Origin of the sequence: Ligilactobacillus equi DSM 15833 = JCM 10991 (genome assembly GCF_000615765.1) — a bacterium.
In the GTDB taxonomy this organism is placed as follows: Bacteria; Bacillota; Bacilli; order Lactobacillales; family Lactobacillaceae; genus Ligilactobacillus; species Ligilactobacillus equi.
The window spans coordinates 1-17,541 of the sequence record NZ_BAMI01000025.1 but is presented as its reverse complement, the minus strand read 5'-3'; the positions used below and the strand labels follow the sequence as shown (position 1 = coordinate 17,541).

At 36.0% G+C, this 17,541-nt stretch carries 14 protein-coding genes and 2 pseudogenes; 1 reads left to right on the top strand and 15 read right to left on the bottom strand.

Going from position 1 to position 17,541, the window contains the following annotated elements; all coding sequences use genetic code 11:
• Positions 1-238: 238 nt before the first annotated feature.
• The 6 genes and pseudogenes from JCM10991_RS06615 to JCM10991_RS12985 form a co-directional block, all read right to left on the bottom strand.
• On the bottom strand, positions 239-1,612 hold the full coding sequence (locus tag JCM10991_RS06615) for a L,D-transpeptidase (protein WP_025020920.1): 1,374 nt from the start codon (positions 1,610-1,612) through the stop codon (positions 239-241).
• A 187-nt stretch (positions 1,613-1,799) separates the two neighbouring features.
• A pseudogene (locus JCM10991_RS12990) lies at positions 1,800-3,067 on the bottom strand (oligosaccharide MFS transporter).
• An 18-nt stretch (positions 3,068-3,085) separates the two neighbouring features.
• Complete coding sequence (locus tag JCM10991_RS06605) at positions 3,086-4,438, bottom strand: glycoside hydrolase family 32 protein (RefSeq protein WP_025020919.1); 1,353 nt, start codon at positions 4,436-4,438, stop codon at positions 3,086-3,088.
• Between the two features lie 131 nt (positions 4,439-4,569).
• Positions 4,570-5,559: a LacI family DNA-binding transcriptional regulator gene (locus JCM10991_RS06600; protein WP_025020918.1), complete on the bottom strand. Its 990-nt coding sequence runs from the start codon at positions 5,557-5,559 to the stop codon at positions 4,570-4,572.
• 145 nt (positions 5,560-5,704) lie between these two features.
• Positions 5,705-6,214, bottom strand: coding sequence for a cyclophilin-like fold protein (locus JCM10991_RS06595; RefSeq protein ID WP_025020917.1), 510 nt, complete (start codon positions 6,212-6,214; stop codon positions 5,705-5,707).
• A gap of 24 nt (positions 6,215-6,238) precedes the next feature.
• A pseudogene (locus JCM10991_RS12985) lies at positions 6,239-6,762 on the bottom strand (DapH/DapD/GlmU-related protein).
• 265 nt (positions 6,763-7,027) lie between these two features.
• On the opposite strand from JCM10991_RS12985, the gene JCM10991_RS06585 reads away from it, so the two are divergent.
• Positions 7,028-7,606 (top strand): hypothetical protein, encoded by a 579-nt coding sequence (locus tag JCM10991_RS06585; protein WP_025020916.1) that lies wholly within the window; start codon positions 7,028-7,030, stop codon positions 7,604-7,606.
• Positions 7,607-7,848: 242 nt separating this feature from the next.
• On the opposite strand, the gene JCM10991_RS15565 is transcribed toward JCM10991_RS06585, so the two are convergent.
• From JCM10991_RS15565 to JCM10991_RS06540, 9 genes are all read right to left on the bottom strand, one after another.
• Entirely contained in the window at positions 7,849-8,004 is a 156-nt protein-coding gene (locus tag JCM10991_RS15565; protein WP_023858709.1) for a hypothetical protein, read from the bottom strand.
• 28 nt (positions 8,005-8,032) lie between these two features.
• Positions 8,033-8,776, bottom strand: a complete 744-nt coding sequence (locus JCM10991_RS06575) for a hypothetical protein (protein ID WP_025020915.1) — start codon at positions 8,774-8,776, stop codon at positions 8,033-8,035.
• 185 nt (positions 8,777-8,961) lie between these two features.
• Complete coding sequence (locus JCM10991_RS06570; protein ID WP_025020914.1) at positions 8,962-9,372, bottom strand: DUF697 domain-containing protein; 411 nt, start codon at positions 9,370-9,372, stop codon at positions 8,962-8,964.
• A gap of 117 nt (positions 9,373-9,489) precedes the next feature.
• On the bottom strand, positions 9,490-9,894 hold the full coding sequence (locus tag JCM10991_RS06565) for an SMI1/KNR4 family protein (protein ID WP_025020913.1): 405 nt from the start codon (positions 9,892-9,894) through the stop codon (positions 9,490-9,492).
• 4 nt (positions 9,895-9,898) lie between these two features.
• Entirely contained in the window at positions 9,899-10,429 is a 531-nt protein-coding gene (locus tag JCM10991_RS12980) for an HNH endonuclease (RefSeq protein WP_025020912.1), read from the bottom strand.
• A 20-nt stretch (positions 10,430-10,449) separates the two neighbouring features.
• Positions 10,450-13,692: an ATP-binding protein gene (locus tag JCM10991_RS14460; protein WP_051527974.1), complete on the bottom strand. Its 3,243-nt coding sequence runs from the start codon at positions 13,690-13,692 to the stop codon at positions 10,450-10,452.
• Between the two features lie 5 nt (positions 13,693-13,697).
• Complete coding sequence (locus tag JCM10991_RS06550) at positions 13,698-14,285, bottom strand: hypothetical protein (RefSeq protein WP_025020911.1); 588 nt, start codon at positions 14,283-14,285, stop codon at positions 13,698-13,700.
• A gap of 16 nt (positions 14,286-14,301) precedes the next feature.
• Positions 14,302-16,587 carry a dynamin family protein gene (locus JCM10991_RS06545; RefSeq protein WP_025020910.1) on the bottom strand — a complete coding sequence of 762 codons (2,286 nt, stop codon included), beginning with the start codon at positions 16,585-16,587 and terminating at the stop codon, positions 14,302-14,304.
• The gene (locus JCM10991_RS06540) at positions 16,568-17,500 is read right to left on the bottom strand and encodes a GTPase (protein ID WP_025020909.1); all 933 of its coding nucleotides are present in this window, start codon (positions 17,498-17,500) and stop codon (positions 16,568-16,570) included. Before JCM10991_RS06540 ends, JCM10991_RS06545 begins: the two co-directional genes overlap by 20 nt.
• Between the last annotated feature and the right edge of the window lie 41 nt (positions 17,501-17,541).

Genomic DNA, 17,541 nt, shown 5'->3' with positions numbered 1-17,541 from the left:
TATTATGTAAGCCTTAATATTTTTAAGGCTGAAATCACAATCGCTAAACCTTTTTTGTCACCTCGCTAATATTGTGATACCTTTAACCTAATTGACTTCTACTTTCATTTTATCAAAAAGCGCTACTCCATAAAGATTATCCTATCATTTCGCTTTCCCTACACTAAGAAATGACGAAAAAGTCTTGAAAATAAAAAACTGCTAGAATCCCTAAATCGTTGATTTCTAGCAGTTTTTCTTAATAGATTACGACGGGTTCACCTGGCTCTAAAGCATGATATATAGTTGACATTTGTTCAGGATGGATATTAACACAACCATTAGAGCCATTAGTCAAATAAGCTTTAGGCGACCAATCGTGGCGCCAGCTCGCGTCATGAAAGCCACAACCATCAACGGTAAAGGGAGCCCAGTATTTAACCGGGGAAGCATATGGTGTACCGTTAGTATGACGGCCACGTAAAGTAGTGGGGGCTTGTTTATAACCAACGTAATAGACCCCTTTAGGAGTTTCACTATGTTCAGCCACGTTTCCTGTAACTACAGAGACTGACGCTACCAGGTGGCCAGCTTTATAAAACCAGGCATGTTGTTTAGTAAGCGACACTTCAGCATAAGTGGTTCCTAGACCATGATTAGAAAGATGCTTATATCCTGTCCCCGTACTATAAAAACCAGTCCCATAAAGATCTTTTTGCGCATCAAGCGATGCTCGGCGGTGTTTAATTAAAGCCGTTAAAATTCGATGCGTCGCTTTAGCAGGGGCTAGCTTCCACCCATAGGTGCTGTTTTTTACTCGAATTTTAGTCCCATGTGACGTTTTAAATAGATACTCTTTCCCAAAAGTCGCTTGTGAATGATTAATTTGCATAATTTTTCCAGTTAAATTATTGGTATCAAGCGATAGTTTACCGGTTTGATAGGAAGCTGAAGTAATAACATCTTTTGCTTTAATATCGTAAGTCTTACCCTGAACTTTATAAGTTGCTTTTTGTGCTAAGAGTGTTTTTAAGAATTGAGCTTGTTTTTGGACGGCTTTACTTTTACTTGTTGTAGGTTGTAAGTATTGGGACTTCACCTTAATTGTTCCCTGATTTTCTCGTCTTTTCAAGGTTTGAAGCATTTTAGCTATATCATAAGCATCGCCCTTCTTTTCCTTGATAATTTTGACTTGCCCATCAGTATAAGTTGCGTAAGCATTAACTGGCCGTATCCGTTTATGATTCTCGCTTTTGAGGTATGCGGTTAAACACTGTTCTAATTTCTGGTTACGTTCAAAGTTTTTTTGCATAGCAGGTACGTAAAACTTTTTAATCTTATGGTTAGGGAAAAAAGATGCTTGCTTTTTAAGCAGTTGCTTAAGATAACCACTGTCGCTTGGAGTAACACCGGTATTAAGCTTTTTTCCCTGATAAATTAGCTGATTATCAACATAAAGTTGATTGTTAATCTTAACCTTTTCGAGTTTTTTTAAAGCACTTTCAGTCGTTAAATCACTAACATCCACTTGATTAATATAGGTATTAGGATTGAAATGGTGGTGCTGATAATGGTACCAACCACCAAGCAACGCTAACAATAGCGTCCCCATTACAATTAAACTTTTCCGCATAAAACTTAATCCCCTTTCCGGAGACTATTTTACCGCTCTATTTAAAAAAATCAATGAATTAAAGGAATCTTAACGATATTTTTAGCGGTCTATCAGATTTCTACGAGATAGGATAAAAATTTCATCATCATAAAAACCGTTAGAAATAATGCTCTAGTAACATAATTTCTAAGGTTTACTATTTAAGTTAATCTTCTAAAGGTTGACCCAAAACGTCTTCGTCGTCCTTCTTTAAAATAAAGAAAGCATAGATAGCAGAAACACAAACAATACCAGCAACAACTAAGAAAGTATTTTGGTAACCAATCTTATCGTGTAAAGCCCCAAATGGTGTAGAGAAAATAATTTGCCCAACTTGTGCAGCAATTTGGAAACCAACCATGTAAACAGTAGCTGAAATCCGCGTATCAAAGTGCAAAGTAAAGTAGCGGAACATCGCTAAAACGAAGATAGCTGTTTCAGGGGCATGTAGTAACTTGATAACTGATACACCCAATGGGTTAGTTACCAAACCGCAACCACCAATCCGGATAATCATAATCACCAAACCAATTAATAAGGTTTTGCGAACCCCTGTTTTGCGCATCATCACAGGAATTAAGCCCATCATGATAGATTCTAAGAACACTTCTGCAGAGTTCAAAATACTGTAAGCTTCAGCTCCAGAACTTGCTGATCCAAAGAACTTAGTAAAGAATTCAGGGAACATTTGTTGGTCAAAAACTGTGTAGAAGGTCCAACTCAAGATAATGAAGATGATAATTTTCCATAGTTCAACTAGCTTAAAGACACCAAGGATATCTTTGAAAGAAGGTTTTTCTTCTTCATTTACTTCTTCATCTTTAACTTCGTATTTATCCACAGCTGCTTGCTTATTTTCAGGTTTGAAAAAGAGCATCACTAGTAATAACAAAAGTGCAAAGAAGGAACCTACCCAAAAAATTAGGTACGGATTAATATTAAACAAGAAACCAGCTGCTAAGGCTGCAATTGCATAGCCAAAGGAACCCCAAGCCCGTGATTGACCATATTCAAAGGAGAAACGCCGACTCATTCTTTCGGCCAAAGCTTCAAAAGTTGGTGAAACAGCTAAATAAGCCACTGATAAGTAGATAGAGCCAATGAATGCTCCTAAATAAAAATTACTTTTCAACATTGGGACATAAACCCAAGTAAAGAATGGTCCTAATAAAAGTTCTAAGAAAACACAGATATTTAACAACGTTTTTTTAATGCCTAACTTATCTTGGATAGAACCGTAAGCAAACATTAAAACTAAGGTCAAGGCAGAGTCAAAAGAGTAAATAGTACCAACTTGGGCACCAGAAAATCCTTGCTTAGTCTAAGCCAAATTTGGAAGAAAGACCACCAAATTCCCCAACCAAAGAAGAAGAGAATAAAGGTTAAGGAGCTTCCTAAATAAAATGGGTTTTGTAAACTTTTCTTTTTTTCCATATTCTTATCCCCCAAAAATTAATATTGGTTAACATTTTCCTCGAGTCGATAAATCTCCAAGAAACTACCAGCTTGAGCGCTTAAAACAGGGGCTTGTTGCCAGTAGATACGTTCTGTAAAAGTTACTTGGCCGTCATTGACGAAAACTTCAACTGAAGAAGCATCAACAAAGACTTGTAGTTTTGTTACATTACCGCTAACCTGTGCTGAACGTTGGCCGTCCTTAGTATTTCTTTCGAGGATTAGTTTGTCAGCTTCTTTAGTAATTGTTAAGGTGTGTTCACCATCACTTAATTTAAAGAGTTGGCCTTCAGCAGTAGCTTTAAGACTAAATTCCGTGGCCCGACTCAATTGATAATTACCTTGAGAATCTTCTTGAACAACTTTTTCTTGACGTAAACTCAACATTTCTGTAACCGGTAATTGGTAAAGTTTACCATCTTTAACAATTAGCTCTCGTGGGATGGTTAAGGCTCCTGCCCAGCCATCTTCTTTTTCATACATTGGCGAATCCCAGGCATTCATCCAAGCCACCATAACCCGCCGACCATCGGGAGTTAACGCTGTTTGCGTTGCGTAGAAGTCGTGGCCCTTATCTATTTCTTCAAAGCCTCCGCGTTTTAATTCATGGGTTTCACGATTCAAGTGTCCCAATAAGTAACCAGTCTGGTTTAAGTTACGGTAAAGTTCCCCCCGCGCTTCCAAACCTTGAGGTGACATTAAAAGAACATCTTGACCATTAATCCTGAAGAAGTCCGGACACTCCCACATATAACCTTCATCCTTAAGATTTTCTGCTTTAGCTAAAGTTGAAACCCGTTGCCAAGTTTTTAAATCTACTGATTGGTACAATAAAGCACGCCCCAGTTCATCGGCACCCTGACTCCCTAAAATCATGTAAAAAGTATCATCTTCTTGCCAAACTTTAGGATCGCGGAAATGTTTGGTATTGTCAGTAGGTGTCTTTAAAACCGGATTACCAGCGTATTTTTTAAAGTGAATGCCATCGCTAGAATAAGCGAGATTTTGGTCTTCGTAGAATAAATCATTTTCCTCATCAATGTAGTGGTGACCTGTATAAATTAGCCATAATTTATCATCGTAAACTACTGCACTTCCTGAGAAACAGCCATCATCCTTTTCATCTGGGAATAGCGCCGTAGGTAAGGTTTCCCAGTGAATCATATCCTTACTGCGAGCATGCCCCCAGTGCATAGGCCCCCATTCAGAAGCATAAGGATAGTATTGATAAAACATATGATAGTAACCCTTAAAATAGGAAAAACCATTAGGATCATTAATCCAACCAGCTTTCGCCATTAAGTGGTAGTCTAGTCGGAAACGATTATTAGTAACTCGCATTTCTTCCATCGTTAAAACCTCATTTCAATTTATGTCAACCGGTTGATATATTATTTACAGTTTTAATATAGCGCTTTCAAAAAGGTGTGTCAACCGGTTATCATAAATTAATTAAAAAAAGCTTTCAATAATGAAAGCTCTTACGAGGTTAATCCTTTGATAAACTTGACTTCAAGTGGTGGAGGACTACTTGGTTTTTTCCCAGAAATTTTTTCTTCCAATAAATTAACTGCCACTTCTGCAATCTTATCAATTGGTTGTTGAATAGTAGATAGATGCGGTAACATCAAGCGGGTCATATCTGCCCCATCATAGCCAATAATCTTTAAATCATGGGGAACCTTCTTATTATACAAAGGTGCCAAAGAAAGAATGGTCGCTGCATCCGTGTCATTAGAGGTCACAATGCCATCAACTTGGGGATAGTCTTCAAAGATTTTGCGAAAAATCTTAATTTTCTCAGCTGTAGAAATGTTAAAGTCTAAGTTGTAAGTCACAGGAATCCGCTCATGTTGACGCATTACCTCTTCGTATGCTTGTTGTCGCTTGCTAGTATTACTTTCCAAATTTTCTGGCCCATCGGTATGAATAATAGTCTGACAACCGGCTGCAATTAAAGCTTCCGTCGCAATTTTACCGCCTTGATAATTATCTGAGGAAACGACTGGAATATCATCATTCATGATTCGGTCAATAGAAACTACGGGTAAATTAGCATGTTGGTACTCTTTTAATCCTCGGTTGTGCGCCCCGACAATTAAACCATCAACTTGATGAGCCAATAATTGGTTCAAATAATCTTCTTCTTTTTGGGGATCATTTTGCGAATTTCCAATTAAAACTTTGTAGCCCCGCTCATAGAGAATATTTTCTAGTTTCGCCACCAATTGTCCAAAAAAAGGATTATTAACTGTTGGAAAAATCAGCCCTACCATATTAGTTTTTTGCTTGAAAAGTTGACGCGCGATGGTATTAGGCTGATAATTCAACTCTTTCATCGCTGCATAAACCTTATCAATGGTTGCTTGACTTAGATAGCCTCGTTTATTTAAAACCCGTGAGACAGTGGTTTTGGATACTCCTGCCAGTTGAGCCACGTCCTCCAGTTTGGCATGTTTGGAATTTACCATTGATTTTTCCCCCATCTTTGCTAAATTTCTTATTCTTATTTTAGCATATCCCATCGAAAAAATTCCCCATAAAGTCTTTTTCTTGGCATAATTTAAATATCAATATCTGGAAAAATGTTGCACGTTTTGCCACGGAACTTCTTTCTTATTTGCTGAAAGTAACTTCAGTATTATCGGCCATTTTCTTAAGCGCATAAACTGCCTTGGCATTATCAAAGCTACCAATCACCTTGATACCGGGGTAAGAACCGACCGGGCCATGATATAGTACGAGACGATTATCTGGTTGCCAGTAGGCAAGCTTGCCTTTTTGCCCATTGTCATCATAATTATAGTTGCCTAACTGCGGAGTAAAAAGTAAATCGCCAATTTTTTCTTGACCATTACCATAGGCGGTAAAACTTACCGTGAATGGTATCTGCTTTTGGATGACTTGTGCAACAGGACTGTCGTTTAAAGTCGCGGTGAAACTTTGACCATTGAAACTTACCATAATCTGGCGAGAAGCTATTGCTGAATCTTTTTGATTTGCCATAGTAATGTCTGCTGTTTTGACTTTAGTGGTAGATTGCATACGATTTTGCCGAATAAATAAGGCCACGAAAGCTAACAAAATTAGCCCTAAAAGTGTTACAATAATGCCTCTCTGATGCATATACATACCCTCTTTCTTGTGTACTTAAATTGTCTTAATTACCTGAGCCGGGCACCCCGCGACGACAGTGTTTTCTGCGACATTTTTGGTGACCACCGCCCCGGCAGCAACTACGGCATTCTTGCCAATCGTAACTCCCGGTAAAATGGTAGCATTAGCACCAACCCACACATTTTCGGCTAAGTGCACAGGCTTTAGCTCTACTCCCCGACGCTCTTTGGGATCAAGAGGATGGTTGACTGAAATAATGGTGCCTTTGGGCCGAGTAAAACATGATCGCCTAGGTAAATTCCACCTAGGTCAACTAAAGTAACCCCTTGATTGATGAAAATATTTTTCCCAAAATGAATATTCCGACCGTAATCCGTGTAAAAAGGTAAGCGTACTTCAACACTGGGATCAAGCTTGGTGGCCGTAATTTTTTCTAAATAATCTCGAATACGCTCGTGGTTGTAGGCACCGTGGTTGAGCTCTTGTAAAAGGTTCATGTTTTCTTGAATGACTTGGTCTAATTGAGCTAGTTCAGTATGGTGAATCTTATCTGACATTTGTTGTCCTCCCTTAATACTCTATAGTTTAACTTGTTTCTCTCACAATGTTAAATAGTTATATAAAATGAATTAGTATAACTAAAAACTATACCAACAAGTGTTAGAAACAGCGGACACATTAATTTTTACAGGAGTGGAAGTCAACTAAGGAGTGCTCAAAAAATTCTTTAATCAAGTATGCCAAAATTGGCATCCGCCTATCTATCTCAGCTAATTCTTGGTATAATCTAAGCATTAATGTCTAGAAAGGATTTTGTCGTCAATGAAGAAACACTTAACTTGGCTGGCTTGGGCTTTCTTTTTAGTTCTAATTCCTGCCGTCCTCATTGCCTCATTCAATTTTAATTATCAAGCCCCATTAGCCAAACTTTTAGCTTATGATTTAGGAATCATCGCCTTTGTGCTATGGGTTGAAATTGCCTGGATTAAGCTCAAGCCTCACTGGGTTGAAAAAACCATTGGAGTAGACACACTCTATAAAGTCATTAGTTTTTTAGGCGTAATCGCTCTTTTAGGTGCTGGTTTACACCAGATGATTGCTGAAAGCGCCTCGACTTTAATTAAGACCACGGGAATTATCGCGTGGCTCCTAGCTTTGGTTATTGCAATCTATGGTTTGATTGCCTTAGCTACCAAAATTCCTAGTCGCAAAGTCAAACTCAATCGGGTTATAAAGGCCGTTGTGAATATCTTAGCTATTTTAGTGGTAGCTTTGATTTGGATACATGTCAATGTCATTCCTGCGATTGCAAGTATCCGGCCTTTCATGATTACCTTTAACATTTACGCCATCTTTGCTTTCGGGTGCCAACTTTTCGGTTGGTACCGCAAACGGCATTAAAGCTACAAGAAGCTCTGGGATCCCAGGGCTTTTTATATAGGCAACATAAAAAGTCCACAAAATTCCAAATAAAATTTTGTAGACCTAAACTATATGGACCAAATCGCTTCTGTGTTACTATTAGCTCTGCTTTCACGCAAGATAATTTTCGTACCAAGGGTTATCATAAAAGCTCAGAAATTAACCTGAACTTTTTTTCGAACTGCTGTTTTATTGTAGAGACATATCTTGTACCTTTGTAATTACTTACGTGGTTTCCCAGCATCACTACGTTTTTTACGCCATTCACCACTGCTCTTACGTGAACGATTTTGCCCTGCAGTAGGTCCAGTCTTAACGATTGGTCCATGTGTGTCGCGTGGTGATTTAGAAGCCAAAATATTATCGAAAAGTCCCATAATTAAACACCTCCTTTTGGTTAAGTAATCATTTGTCAAGCATTAAAATAACAGTTGGATCAGCATAAAATCGAATAATATTCCGATTGTAGACAGCATAAAACAATGGCTGATTGGCATTAAAACCTGAAATGAAGAACTCACAACGCCCAATATTAACAGCCTGAGGATAGTGTTCCGGAACATGCCACTTAGCCCGCCATTTGACTTTTTCATTATCAGTAGCTAACAGGCCTTCAGTATAAAGCTCAAGTAAACTTAAGACTAAATGAGTAGCTTCCGAAGATCCGGAAACTTTATTGTAAGTAACCAAGAAACTATCAATTGCCTGCGCAACCCCTAAACGAAAAGTTTGGTGTAAAAATAAGTCCAAAGAAGTTTGAGACTTACTTTTAGCAGCATCCATAGCTACCGATGTGATAGCTGGTTCCGCTAAAGCTTGATAAAACTCATTTAAAGCTGTTACAACCGCAACAATCAAATCAGTTTCACGTTCATAATCTGACAAATGAAATTCAAAGTCTGTTGTTGATTTGGCCGTATGGTTACGGATGCTAAAACTTGCTCCTCGCACGCCACTACCTCGTTGGACAGTTTTAAAGTAGAGCGCCTCACTTTGTTGGCTTTGACAATATTCTGTTACCTCAATGTCAGGTAACTGCTTTTCCAGATTAAACTTCAAACGTGGGGCAATTTCTTTGATAAGAATATTCTGTTCCCTCGCCCCTACAATCATCCCGAAACTATCAATTTTAGTTGATCCAATATACATATGTGTCATCCTTTCGTTTTGACCAAACTTTTTTGTCAGTCTTAAAATCTAGTGTTTAATATCATTTGCCTTTCAACACTGATATTATCTCGCATATGGTGGACACATAATGTCTATTATTGAAACAAATAATTTTTAATACCGAACATACTTAAAAAATCCGTATGTACAACGCCTTTTAATATCTATTTATTACTTATAGTTTTTATTGCTTCAGAAATTACTGGTCCTAAATCGTTAATATCAAGTTCACTACCATTTTCAAGCTGATTTGCCACAGCATGACCAATAGCTTCTGTCATCCCCACTGCAACAGTGGCATTAAGTGTTGCTCCTGCTAACGTTCCAATACCTGGTATCATTTTCAAAAGGTTAGATGCTATATTGCGTCCGAAAGTAGTTGCAAATGTAGAATTAACAATTCCTTTGACAAGGCCTTTAGGTATTTCTTGACCATAAGCATTGTAAATCGCAACGATCATTGTCGTTTGAATTGGAACTAGTAAAACTGCATCAGAAAAAGGGATTGGGCTAGCAGCTACACCGGCAGCTGCCGTTGAAGCAGTATGGATGGCAAGTTTTGCGTCATTTTTCATAAGTCTTTTTTTGACAGAATAATTAGTATCTGTCTTTCCTTTCTTTAAAAATATAATAGAAGATTCATTATTTTAACTTAATATCAAACCTTAGGAAACCTCCTCAGCCTTAGTTTATTACTTTTCAAGTAAAGACATAAATTCATTAAAATCTCTGGCAATAATTTTCACTTGATTTTTATCATGATTATAATATCCAATATCACTACTATTACGATAGAAACCAAATAAATTACCAAATGGATCCATTGCAAAAGCTACATACTTTTGCTTGAAAAAGTTAGAGTCAATATTATTTACGTTATAGATATTTTCTCTATCATTTTTGTTAAGTGAATTAAAGCTATCCACTATTAATTCAAAATTATCTTTTAATTTAATAATACCTGGCCTTGGCCTACCGCCATTATAAACTTTTACAATATCTCTATATTCTTTTGGAAAAGTAATTCTGAATTTTTCTTCAGCCTCATCGATATAAGAATCTGCATTCGTGAGATTTTTAATAAACTTCCATTCCACGCTATTACCTCATTTCTGTTCCGCCACCCCATACAAAACGACCACCTGTGTGGGCTGTTTGACGATGAATATCACTGTCTACCAATTGCATAACACCCGTTTCTTCCGTATGATGCCAAGTGTAACCCTCGGGACGTTCACCCTCCCTAATTTGGTCCAACTGATCGTCATCAAATATTTGTGTAGCCTCGGCTAAATTATCTTCAGCGTAATCATATAGATTTTGATTGCATTCATGAAATTGCACACTGTCTGAGCTTAAATAATGTTCAGGTGATAGTTCGGTAGTGTATCTAGATTCAAAATTTGGAAAAACACCTTCGACTGGATTACCATGTACATCGGTTACTGTCTTCCTTTCAAAAGGAACACCTGTAATTTCATGCTCCTTCCCTTCTAAATCTTCATTTCGAGTCTCTAAACTTTTAATATCTAGGTTTTCCTCACTTTTTTCCGACACTTCTGTCGAGCCATTAAATTCACTGAAATTAATTTCTTGATTACCCATTTTTTCTGGAGACACTTCATTAAACATTGAAAATACACCCTCTTTTGTTATTGAATTTTATTACCATTCAATTCTTGTAAAAGGATTTTAGTAACTTTTTTAGCTGTTGCTAAATCTATCCGGTTTCTTTTTTTGACTGATTTCTCTAAAGATATTTCAAATTCCCTTTGATCCCCAAGTGATTGGCTTTGCAAAAATGAAATCTCATATTTACTATTTCTAACAATTACAGTAACCAATTTAGAAATTTGATTTGCACTTAGGCCTATATCGTTTGTTTTTTCATAATTATTAAACGACTGGAGCAAACGATTTTTTACGCTCGTTTCTAAACTTAAACGAGTCATCGCTTCTTCTAATTGGTATGAGTCAAAAATTTTGCTTGAATTAGCCATACTACTTTGCGTTAAATACTCAAGTAATATTTTTTCCGCATCAAACCTCTTTTCTGGCTTAAAGTAGCTATGGTTATTGTTCTCTGCTTTGTCCATCTTAACTAACACTGGAGCTACCCATTCACCTTGATAAACTACACCTACTCCTTGAGGAAACTTTGCTATTTCTTCAATTTGATCATCTTTTAGTCCAATGGATTTACCAATTACTATCCGATCCTCCAACTCCGGAGTCTTCATAATAATTTTTGTATTAGTGTTCTTAATCGCAGAAATATCAACAGCAGTAGGTGATTGATCAACAATAACAAATCCTTCACCATAAGCCCGTAATTCCGCAATTGAACCGCTAATTAGTTCAACAGACTTTGCAAGTAAGCCAGTCTCTGTACTTTCTGTAATACTATTAGGATTCTTCAATAAATTATGGGCTTCTTCTAAGAAGGTTACGTGATTCAGGCTGTTATTACTTGGTTTTGAATTGGCAATCCGATACTCATTTAGTTTCATCACTAGTAATCCCATCAATAACGACTTAGTTTCAGGGGAACCTGTATCACTTAAGTCAATTATTACATTATTATCAAACAACTCTGTATCAGATATACAAGAAGTATTTAAAATGAGGCCATTTAATCCCTCAACTAATGAACTAATTCTTGTTACTAATGATCCAATATAATCGCCTTTAGTATCAGCCGAATAGCTAGATGAATTAATAATATTCTCAAGACAAAGTTTGACGTCACTAAAGGAGGGATAAATTTTAGGTTCGTCTTCTAAGTATTCAGAGTTTTTAACATCCCAACCACAGATTTCGTATGCTTCAATGATAGCATTCTTTAGTAGGACAGGCATTGCTGCATACATTGGCCAACAAACATTGAGTATATTGATTAGTCTATCAATATGGTCAAACACGTTAATCTGATTTGGAAAAACAAATGGGTTAATACGTAATAATGTCGTTTTCTTGGGATTAGTGCCATAAACACTAAACCGATTACCCAATTGGTTCTTATATTCACCCTTAACAGGTTCGATTATAAGAACTTTAGCCAGATTCTTTTTGGTAATCTCTTCGACTATTTTACGTGTGGTATTACTTTTTCCTGAACCGGTCGATCCTGTGATAAAAGTATGTTTAGTCAAATTTTCTGTATCTAGAGAAACTGATGCACCTTTAGTGTCACTGTAATCATAAAGAGAGCCAATATTAATTTTCTCAGAGTTAACACTTAAACTATGATGCATGATATTTTTTTCAAAACTAGCATGTTCGTTAACTGTTAGACCAACAACAGATTTTCGAGGAAGGCCCATATAAATAGCCAACTCTTTACTGCTTACCAAAGAAGTAGCTTTAACGGGAACCATATTACGATATCTAAATATAGGATGAATAAGGTTCTTGACATAGTCTTGCATTAGACTAAATTGCTTTGATTGTTTTTTATCTCCTCTCTCCCAATGATTTAGCGCTATCGTTTCTAACCCAGAATTTTCACCGACAATAAGTGCTTTATAATTATTTGCTACTAAATCAGCAACATAACGGTCTTCCGCTAATACGTAGGTTGCATTTTCCCAAAGGCCCAAATCTTCGCTTTCTTCAATCCGTTCAAGTTGTATATCAATCTTCTTCATTAAATTTTTAATAGATTTATTTTCTCTAGTAAGTTGCATCTCACTAGAATTACTTTGGGTGTTTCCCTTTGTATTTGTTACCCCTTTAGAAGTGCTAGTAGTTGTTCCTTTAGAAACACTATTAGACTGAGTCCGTGAATGAGAGGTTGTATTTGACACAGTTTTAGTCTGTGTATCAGTATTTGTCTTATCTAAAGCCATTGTAGCAAACCCACTAGCAATGCCTACAGCACCAGCGATAGCTCCCATCAAAGGATGTTTTGTAATTAATGCTAGTGAAGTTGCGGCGGTAGCTATACTTGAGGCTGATGATGCTATTTTTGTATCCATACTCTTCTGAGAGATACTTTTCCCCTCAGTGTCACTTACCCCTCTAGTACTACCTTCTTCCCAACCTTTTGTTTCAGTTACAGTATCACTTTTTCCTTGAGTTAGTGTACTTGACAATCCCTGAGAAATACTAATAGCATCACTTTTTCCGTAAGAAAAATTGAGTTCCGAAAAAGGGGAGATTTCAGTGTAAATTTGTTCATAACTTTTTTTTATAAATTCTAATTCTTCAACCGATATTCCCTTCGATAGCACCACCAAGGCATATTTATAACCTTGCATAGCAGTAGCAAGTTTCTCCAACCCTTGAATATAATCCTCATTTTCCGTCTGGTGCGTATCTTTAAAGCCAGCAATTCCTGACACTGATACAATATGTTCCTGCGGAAGAAAATCTAGAGTTTCGTTAATTTTTGTTTCATTGAACGATTCAATTTTACTACCTGGAAATTGTCCTCTAATGGAACTAGATAGCATATTTTCTAGTGACCGAGGTGAACTTTGGCTATTCATAGCCCTAACTCCCATATAGAAATCAGTTTTTTTACCGTCACTGTTCATTAAAAGAAAAACTCCACAATTTTGAGATTGCAAAGCATTAAAAATTGAAGCAAACTTTAACGTAGTATTCTCTTCTTTTTGATAGACCATTTCAGTCACTTTAAACATGCGAATCTTGGATAATGTTTTGTCACTTTCAGAAAGAGGTTCAATTTCATAATTTTCTAATTTTTGTAGGTATTTTTTTAACACAACATCTGAAACCAGCTCACCAGCACTTTGGAAGTTGCCATATAACTTTTCAAAATTAACCTGAGGAAACCTGGTATGATTTGTATTATCATAATTAATATCCTTCTTGGAAATAAGCTCTATATCTTGATTTTTAAATTGGCCAAATATAGTCTTTTCACTCATTCATGTTACCTCGTTAAGACATATCCAACAGTACCACCGATTGCTCCTCCAACTACAGCCCCTAAAGCACCAAACGTAACGGCCGTAGGAACAGTTGCAAGTCCAACAATTGCTCCCGTACCTGCGCCAAGAATTGCTCCACCAGTAGCACAAATAACTACCTTTTTTTGTTTCGACTGAGGAATCGTTGCACTCCTTTTTTCACGGATGATTCGTTGCGCTTGGTTATTACGCGTCTTCTTCGTGGGTGTTGTGCTTTTCGAGTTACTCACAGAATCTATTTGTGAAATAGGTGTAGCAGGTCTCAATTTACTTGCCACCTTTTTTAAATGGTTGATACGTTCGTGGGAAAAATTATCAGTAAGTTCCCCCATAAGATCAGCCAAATAGTCATCGTCCCAAGAAGTTTCATCATGACTTAATGGTTGATTATCAAATTCTTCATATAAACCTGGCATATCTTGGGCATAACTAATCATTTCATCAAAATCCTTGAAGGTCGTATCCATGATAATACTATTTTTCAAAATAATTCTAACAAGTTGAATGTCTCCATCTTGGACTGCTTCTTTAAATGTTTTATCAATACTCATCTTTATCCCTCCAACTCTAAATTTCTGTGATGTGTTCGACTTCTCGTTTAATGTGGTTAAACCAAGCAATATTCTTCTCTAACTTTCGAATTTCTTCATCGTTTACGTCAATCTTATTGATGTATTTTTGCAATTCGTCTAATTTATCGTTAATTGCTCTATCAATATTTGCAAACTCTTCATTGTACTTCTCAGCAATTACTTTCGATTGCTGTAGTGCATGATTTACGGCCCTCTTTTCAATATTCTTAAAGTTATTTTCAACTAATCCAAGGCTACTTGTTAGCTTATTTAAATTAACATATTCTCTTTCTTCTATATCATCCTCCTCATGACTACTCCACCATGAAAAAGGGTTCCACCAATGTGCATCGCTTACTGTATGATGTCCGACAACTACTTCTTCTATTTCTACAAAATTATTAACATTAATATTTTCAAGCTTAGCACTCATAAATTTTAATGGTTCAATTTTAATATCACTTGATAGGCTACTATTGAAATCAGTTGTTAACGAATTAATTTTTTCGATATAACTTTCCATTAAGTTATTAGCTGTGTCAATTAAGTTTTGCCTGAGAATATCATTTAAATCCTCATGATATTCCTTAGATAAACGATTAACAAATCGCTTCATACTATTAATAAGTTCATCAGCTTCATAAATATCAATCTGTCCCCTATTTGCAACACTTCTCGTCCGTTGTTCAATACGGCTGTTTATGGTTTTAGTTTTTGATTTTATTTCTTTTTCGGTAACTTTGTTAACCTTCTTTACAGCGTTATCAACAGCTTCCTTGTATTCCTTAGTCTCCTTTAAATTCTCAATGGCTTCTTTCATTAAACTTATTTGTTGTCTAAGTTGGCCATTATCGTTATCTAAGTTTATTAACAATCTTTTTTGTTCCTCAAAAACAGCACTATCTTCAATATTGCGCATGAAAGCTTCAACCATAGTCCTGATTTTGGCAACATTAGCATATTTATCAACATAACGACGGATAGCTACTTCTAAAGCAGGAACTCCTGTGTGAATGATAGCTTCCTCTTCTTTAGTTCCACACTCAATTTGTTCCCTAAACTTTCTTTCTTCGCTTTTTAAAAGTGGTGAATGTTCTTCAAGATGTAAGTTTTCATTCCGATTGAACTTTCTAATCGCTACATAGTTGTAATCCTCAGTATCTTCATCAATGTCTTCACCATTTACAGCTTGTCGTATTGTCAATGCTGGCAAGGCGGCAACAGGGTATAGGTTAGGTTCCTTAATACCAACACTTTCTAAATATTCCCGAACCCGATCCAATGTTGTTTCAATTGGACCATCTTCTTTTTGGCGTCCATCCATCTTATTAACTACAAAGATAAAACGATCTCTTGATTTTTTACCACCAACTTCCATACTTTTAGCAATTTTTCTAAGAAGAGCATCATCGTCTGTTCTACCAAACGTTGGTTCTAAAACATAAAGAACTAAAGTCTTAGATGAGCTCGAGACGAATTTATTTTGAACAGCTCCATGCTCCTCATTACGACTGTTGTTTGGTCCTGGTGTATCAATTAATACCAAGGAATTTTCGCTAGTATTAACAAAGGGGATATTTCCTTCAATATTAATTTCTAGAACATTTTCATTATTGTTCAACCTCGTCATAGTTTCCAAATTAATGTTGTCTACGGACTGAATTAGGCGCTCACTTTTATCATATACTTCAGCTTTCCATATACCTTTAGGATTATCTGTATCCTTAATACGAGTGATAATTGCCGTACATGCTTCTTGAGCCGAAGGCATTAACTTTTTTCCAAGTAAAGCATTGATTAAAGTTGATTTTCCGGCACTCATAGTTGCAACAATACTAATATCAAAATTGCTACTCTTAGCTTGATTATACGTATTAATAAGCTCCTCACTCATTAAATCAGTCATATTTCTTTCTTTAGCTACTTTTTGAACCTCTTCAAAAACTTCATCTATTTTAGCAACTTTTTCGCTAAATTCAGTCTTATTTTTCACTTCAGCTTTTTCTAACGAAACCGCATAAATGAGTCCACTATCCTTAGCGGTTCTAAAGGTTTCAATTACGTCTTCATAATCTGATTCTGTTCCGTAGAAAGTTATATAAAACTCATTATCATTGGTTTCATCAACCAGCAGTTGAGGTAATTCTTCAATCCATTCTTGAAGATATGTATTACGGCCAGTTTTTTCACGCAATAAACTATTTTCTTCAAGATGATCATCATTGATTAAAATTTCTGTTTTTAAAATGTATGGGTTGTATTTAATGTATACTCGTTTCATAATTCAATTCTCCTCTTATCTTATTTTCAAATGCCAACATGCCGCAAATACTCAATAAATCTAAAAATTTGACATTTCTTACTTTTGTTTGAGATAAATTATTTTGTGGTCGTTTAAATTTTTTTATGAGATATTCATATTCATCTAACTCATCATTATCTAAATCATTAGCAAACTCATGTCGCTTAATAAGGTAAGCTGCATAAGCTGACATTGGATAGATTATAGCGTTAGGATAACCTATTTTTTCCAAATCAAATTTAAGCTTTGTAAGTGTAGATATCACATTATCCTCTGAAGCTTGATAATTATCTATTTTATTTAACACAAAAATAATTTTTTCGTGTTCCACATGTTTGATAATCCACCGCATATAATTAAATTCTTCTATCGAGCCAGGCGTTCCAATCACATAAACTAAGTATGAGTAATTATTTTTTAATATCGCTTCCTTAGTAAGTTTTACATATTTAGGATTTTGAGCATCGTTAACACCAGGAGTATCAATCACAGCTAAGCGGTTAGAGGTATACTTTTTCATTAAAAATGGTGCTCGTATGAGATTTTCATTATTGATAATGCGTGTACCTGTATAACTTTCAATAATTTGAGTAACAGCTGCTGTTTTGCTTTCCTGTGCGGTTGCTACAACATTCAATCCTAATAGAGCGTTTACAAGTGTTGACTTACCAGAGCTGGTATTAGCAGTAACTAAAATACGTGTAAACTCCCTATTCTGTTGAGACTGCCATCGAATAGTGTTTAAATTAATTGCTTCTAAAATGTTTCTATTTTTTAAATAATGTTCAACATCTAAATTCAATCTGGGTTCTAAAGCTAAATATCTTTCTTTGCTGAGTAAGTCACCTATAATTTGCTTACTTTCTTCAGTAATTATTTTCTTTCGTCTCACTACTTCTTATTCTCCTTGAGGCTTTTTTCATGTAATAATTA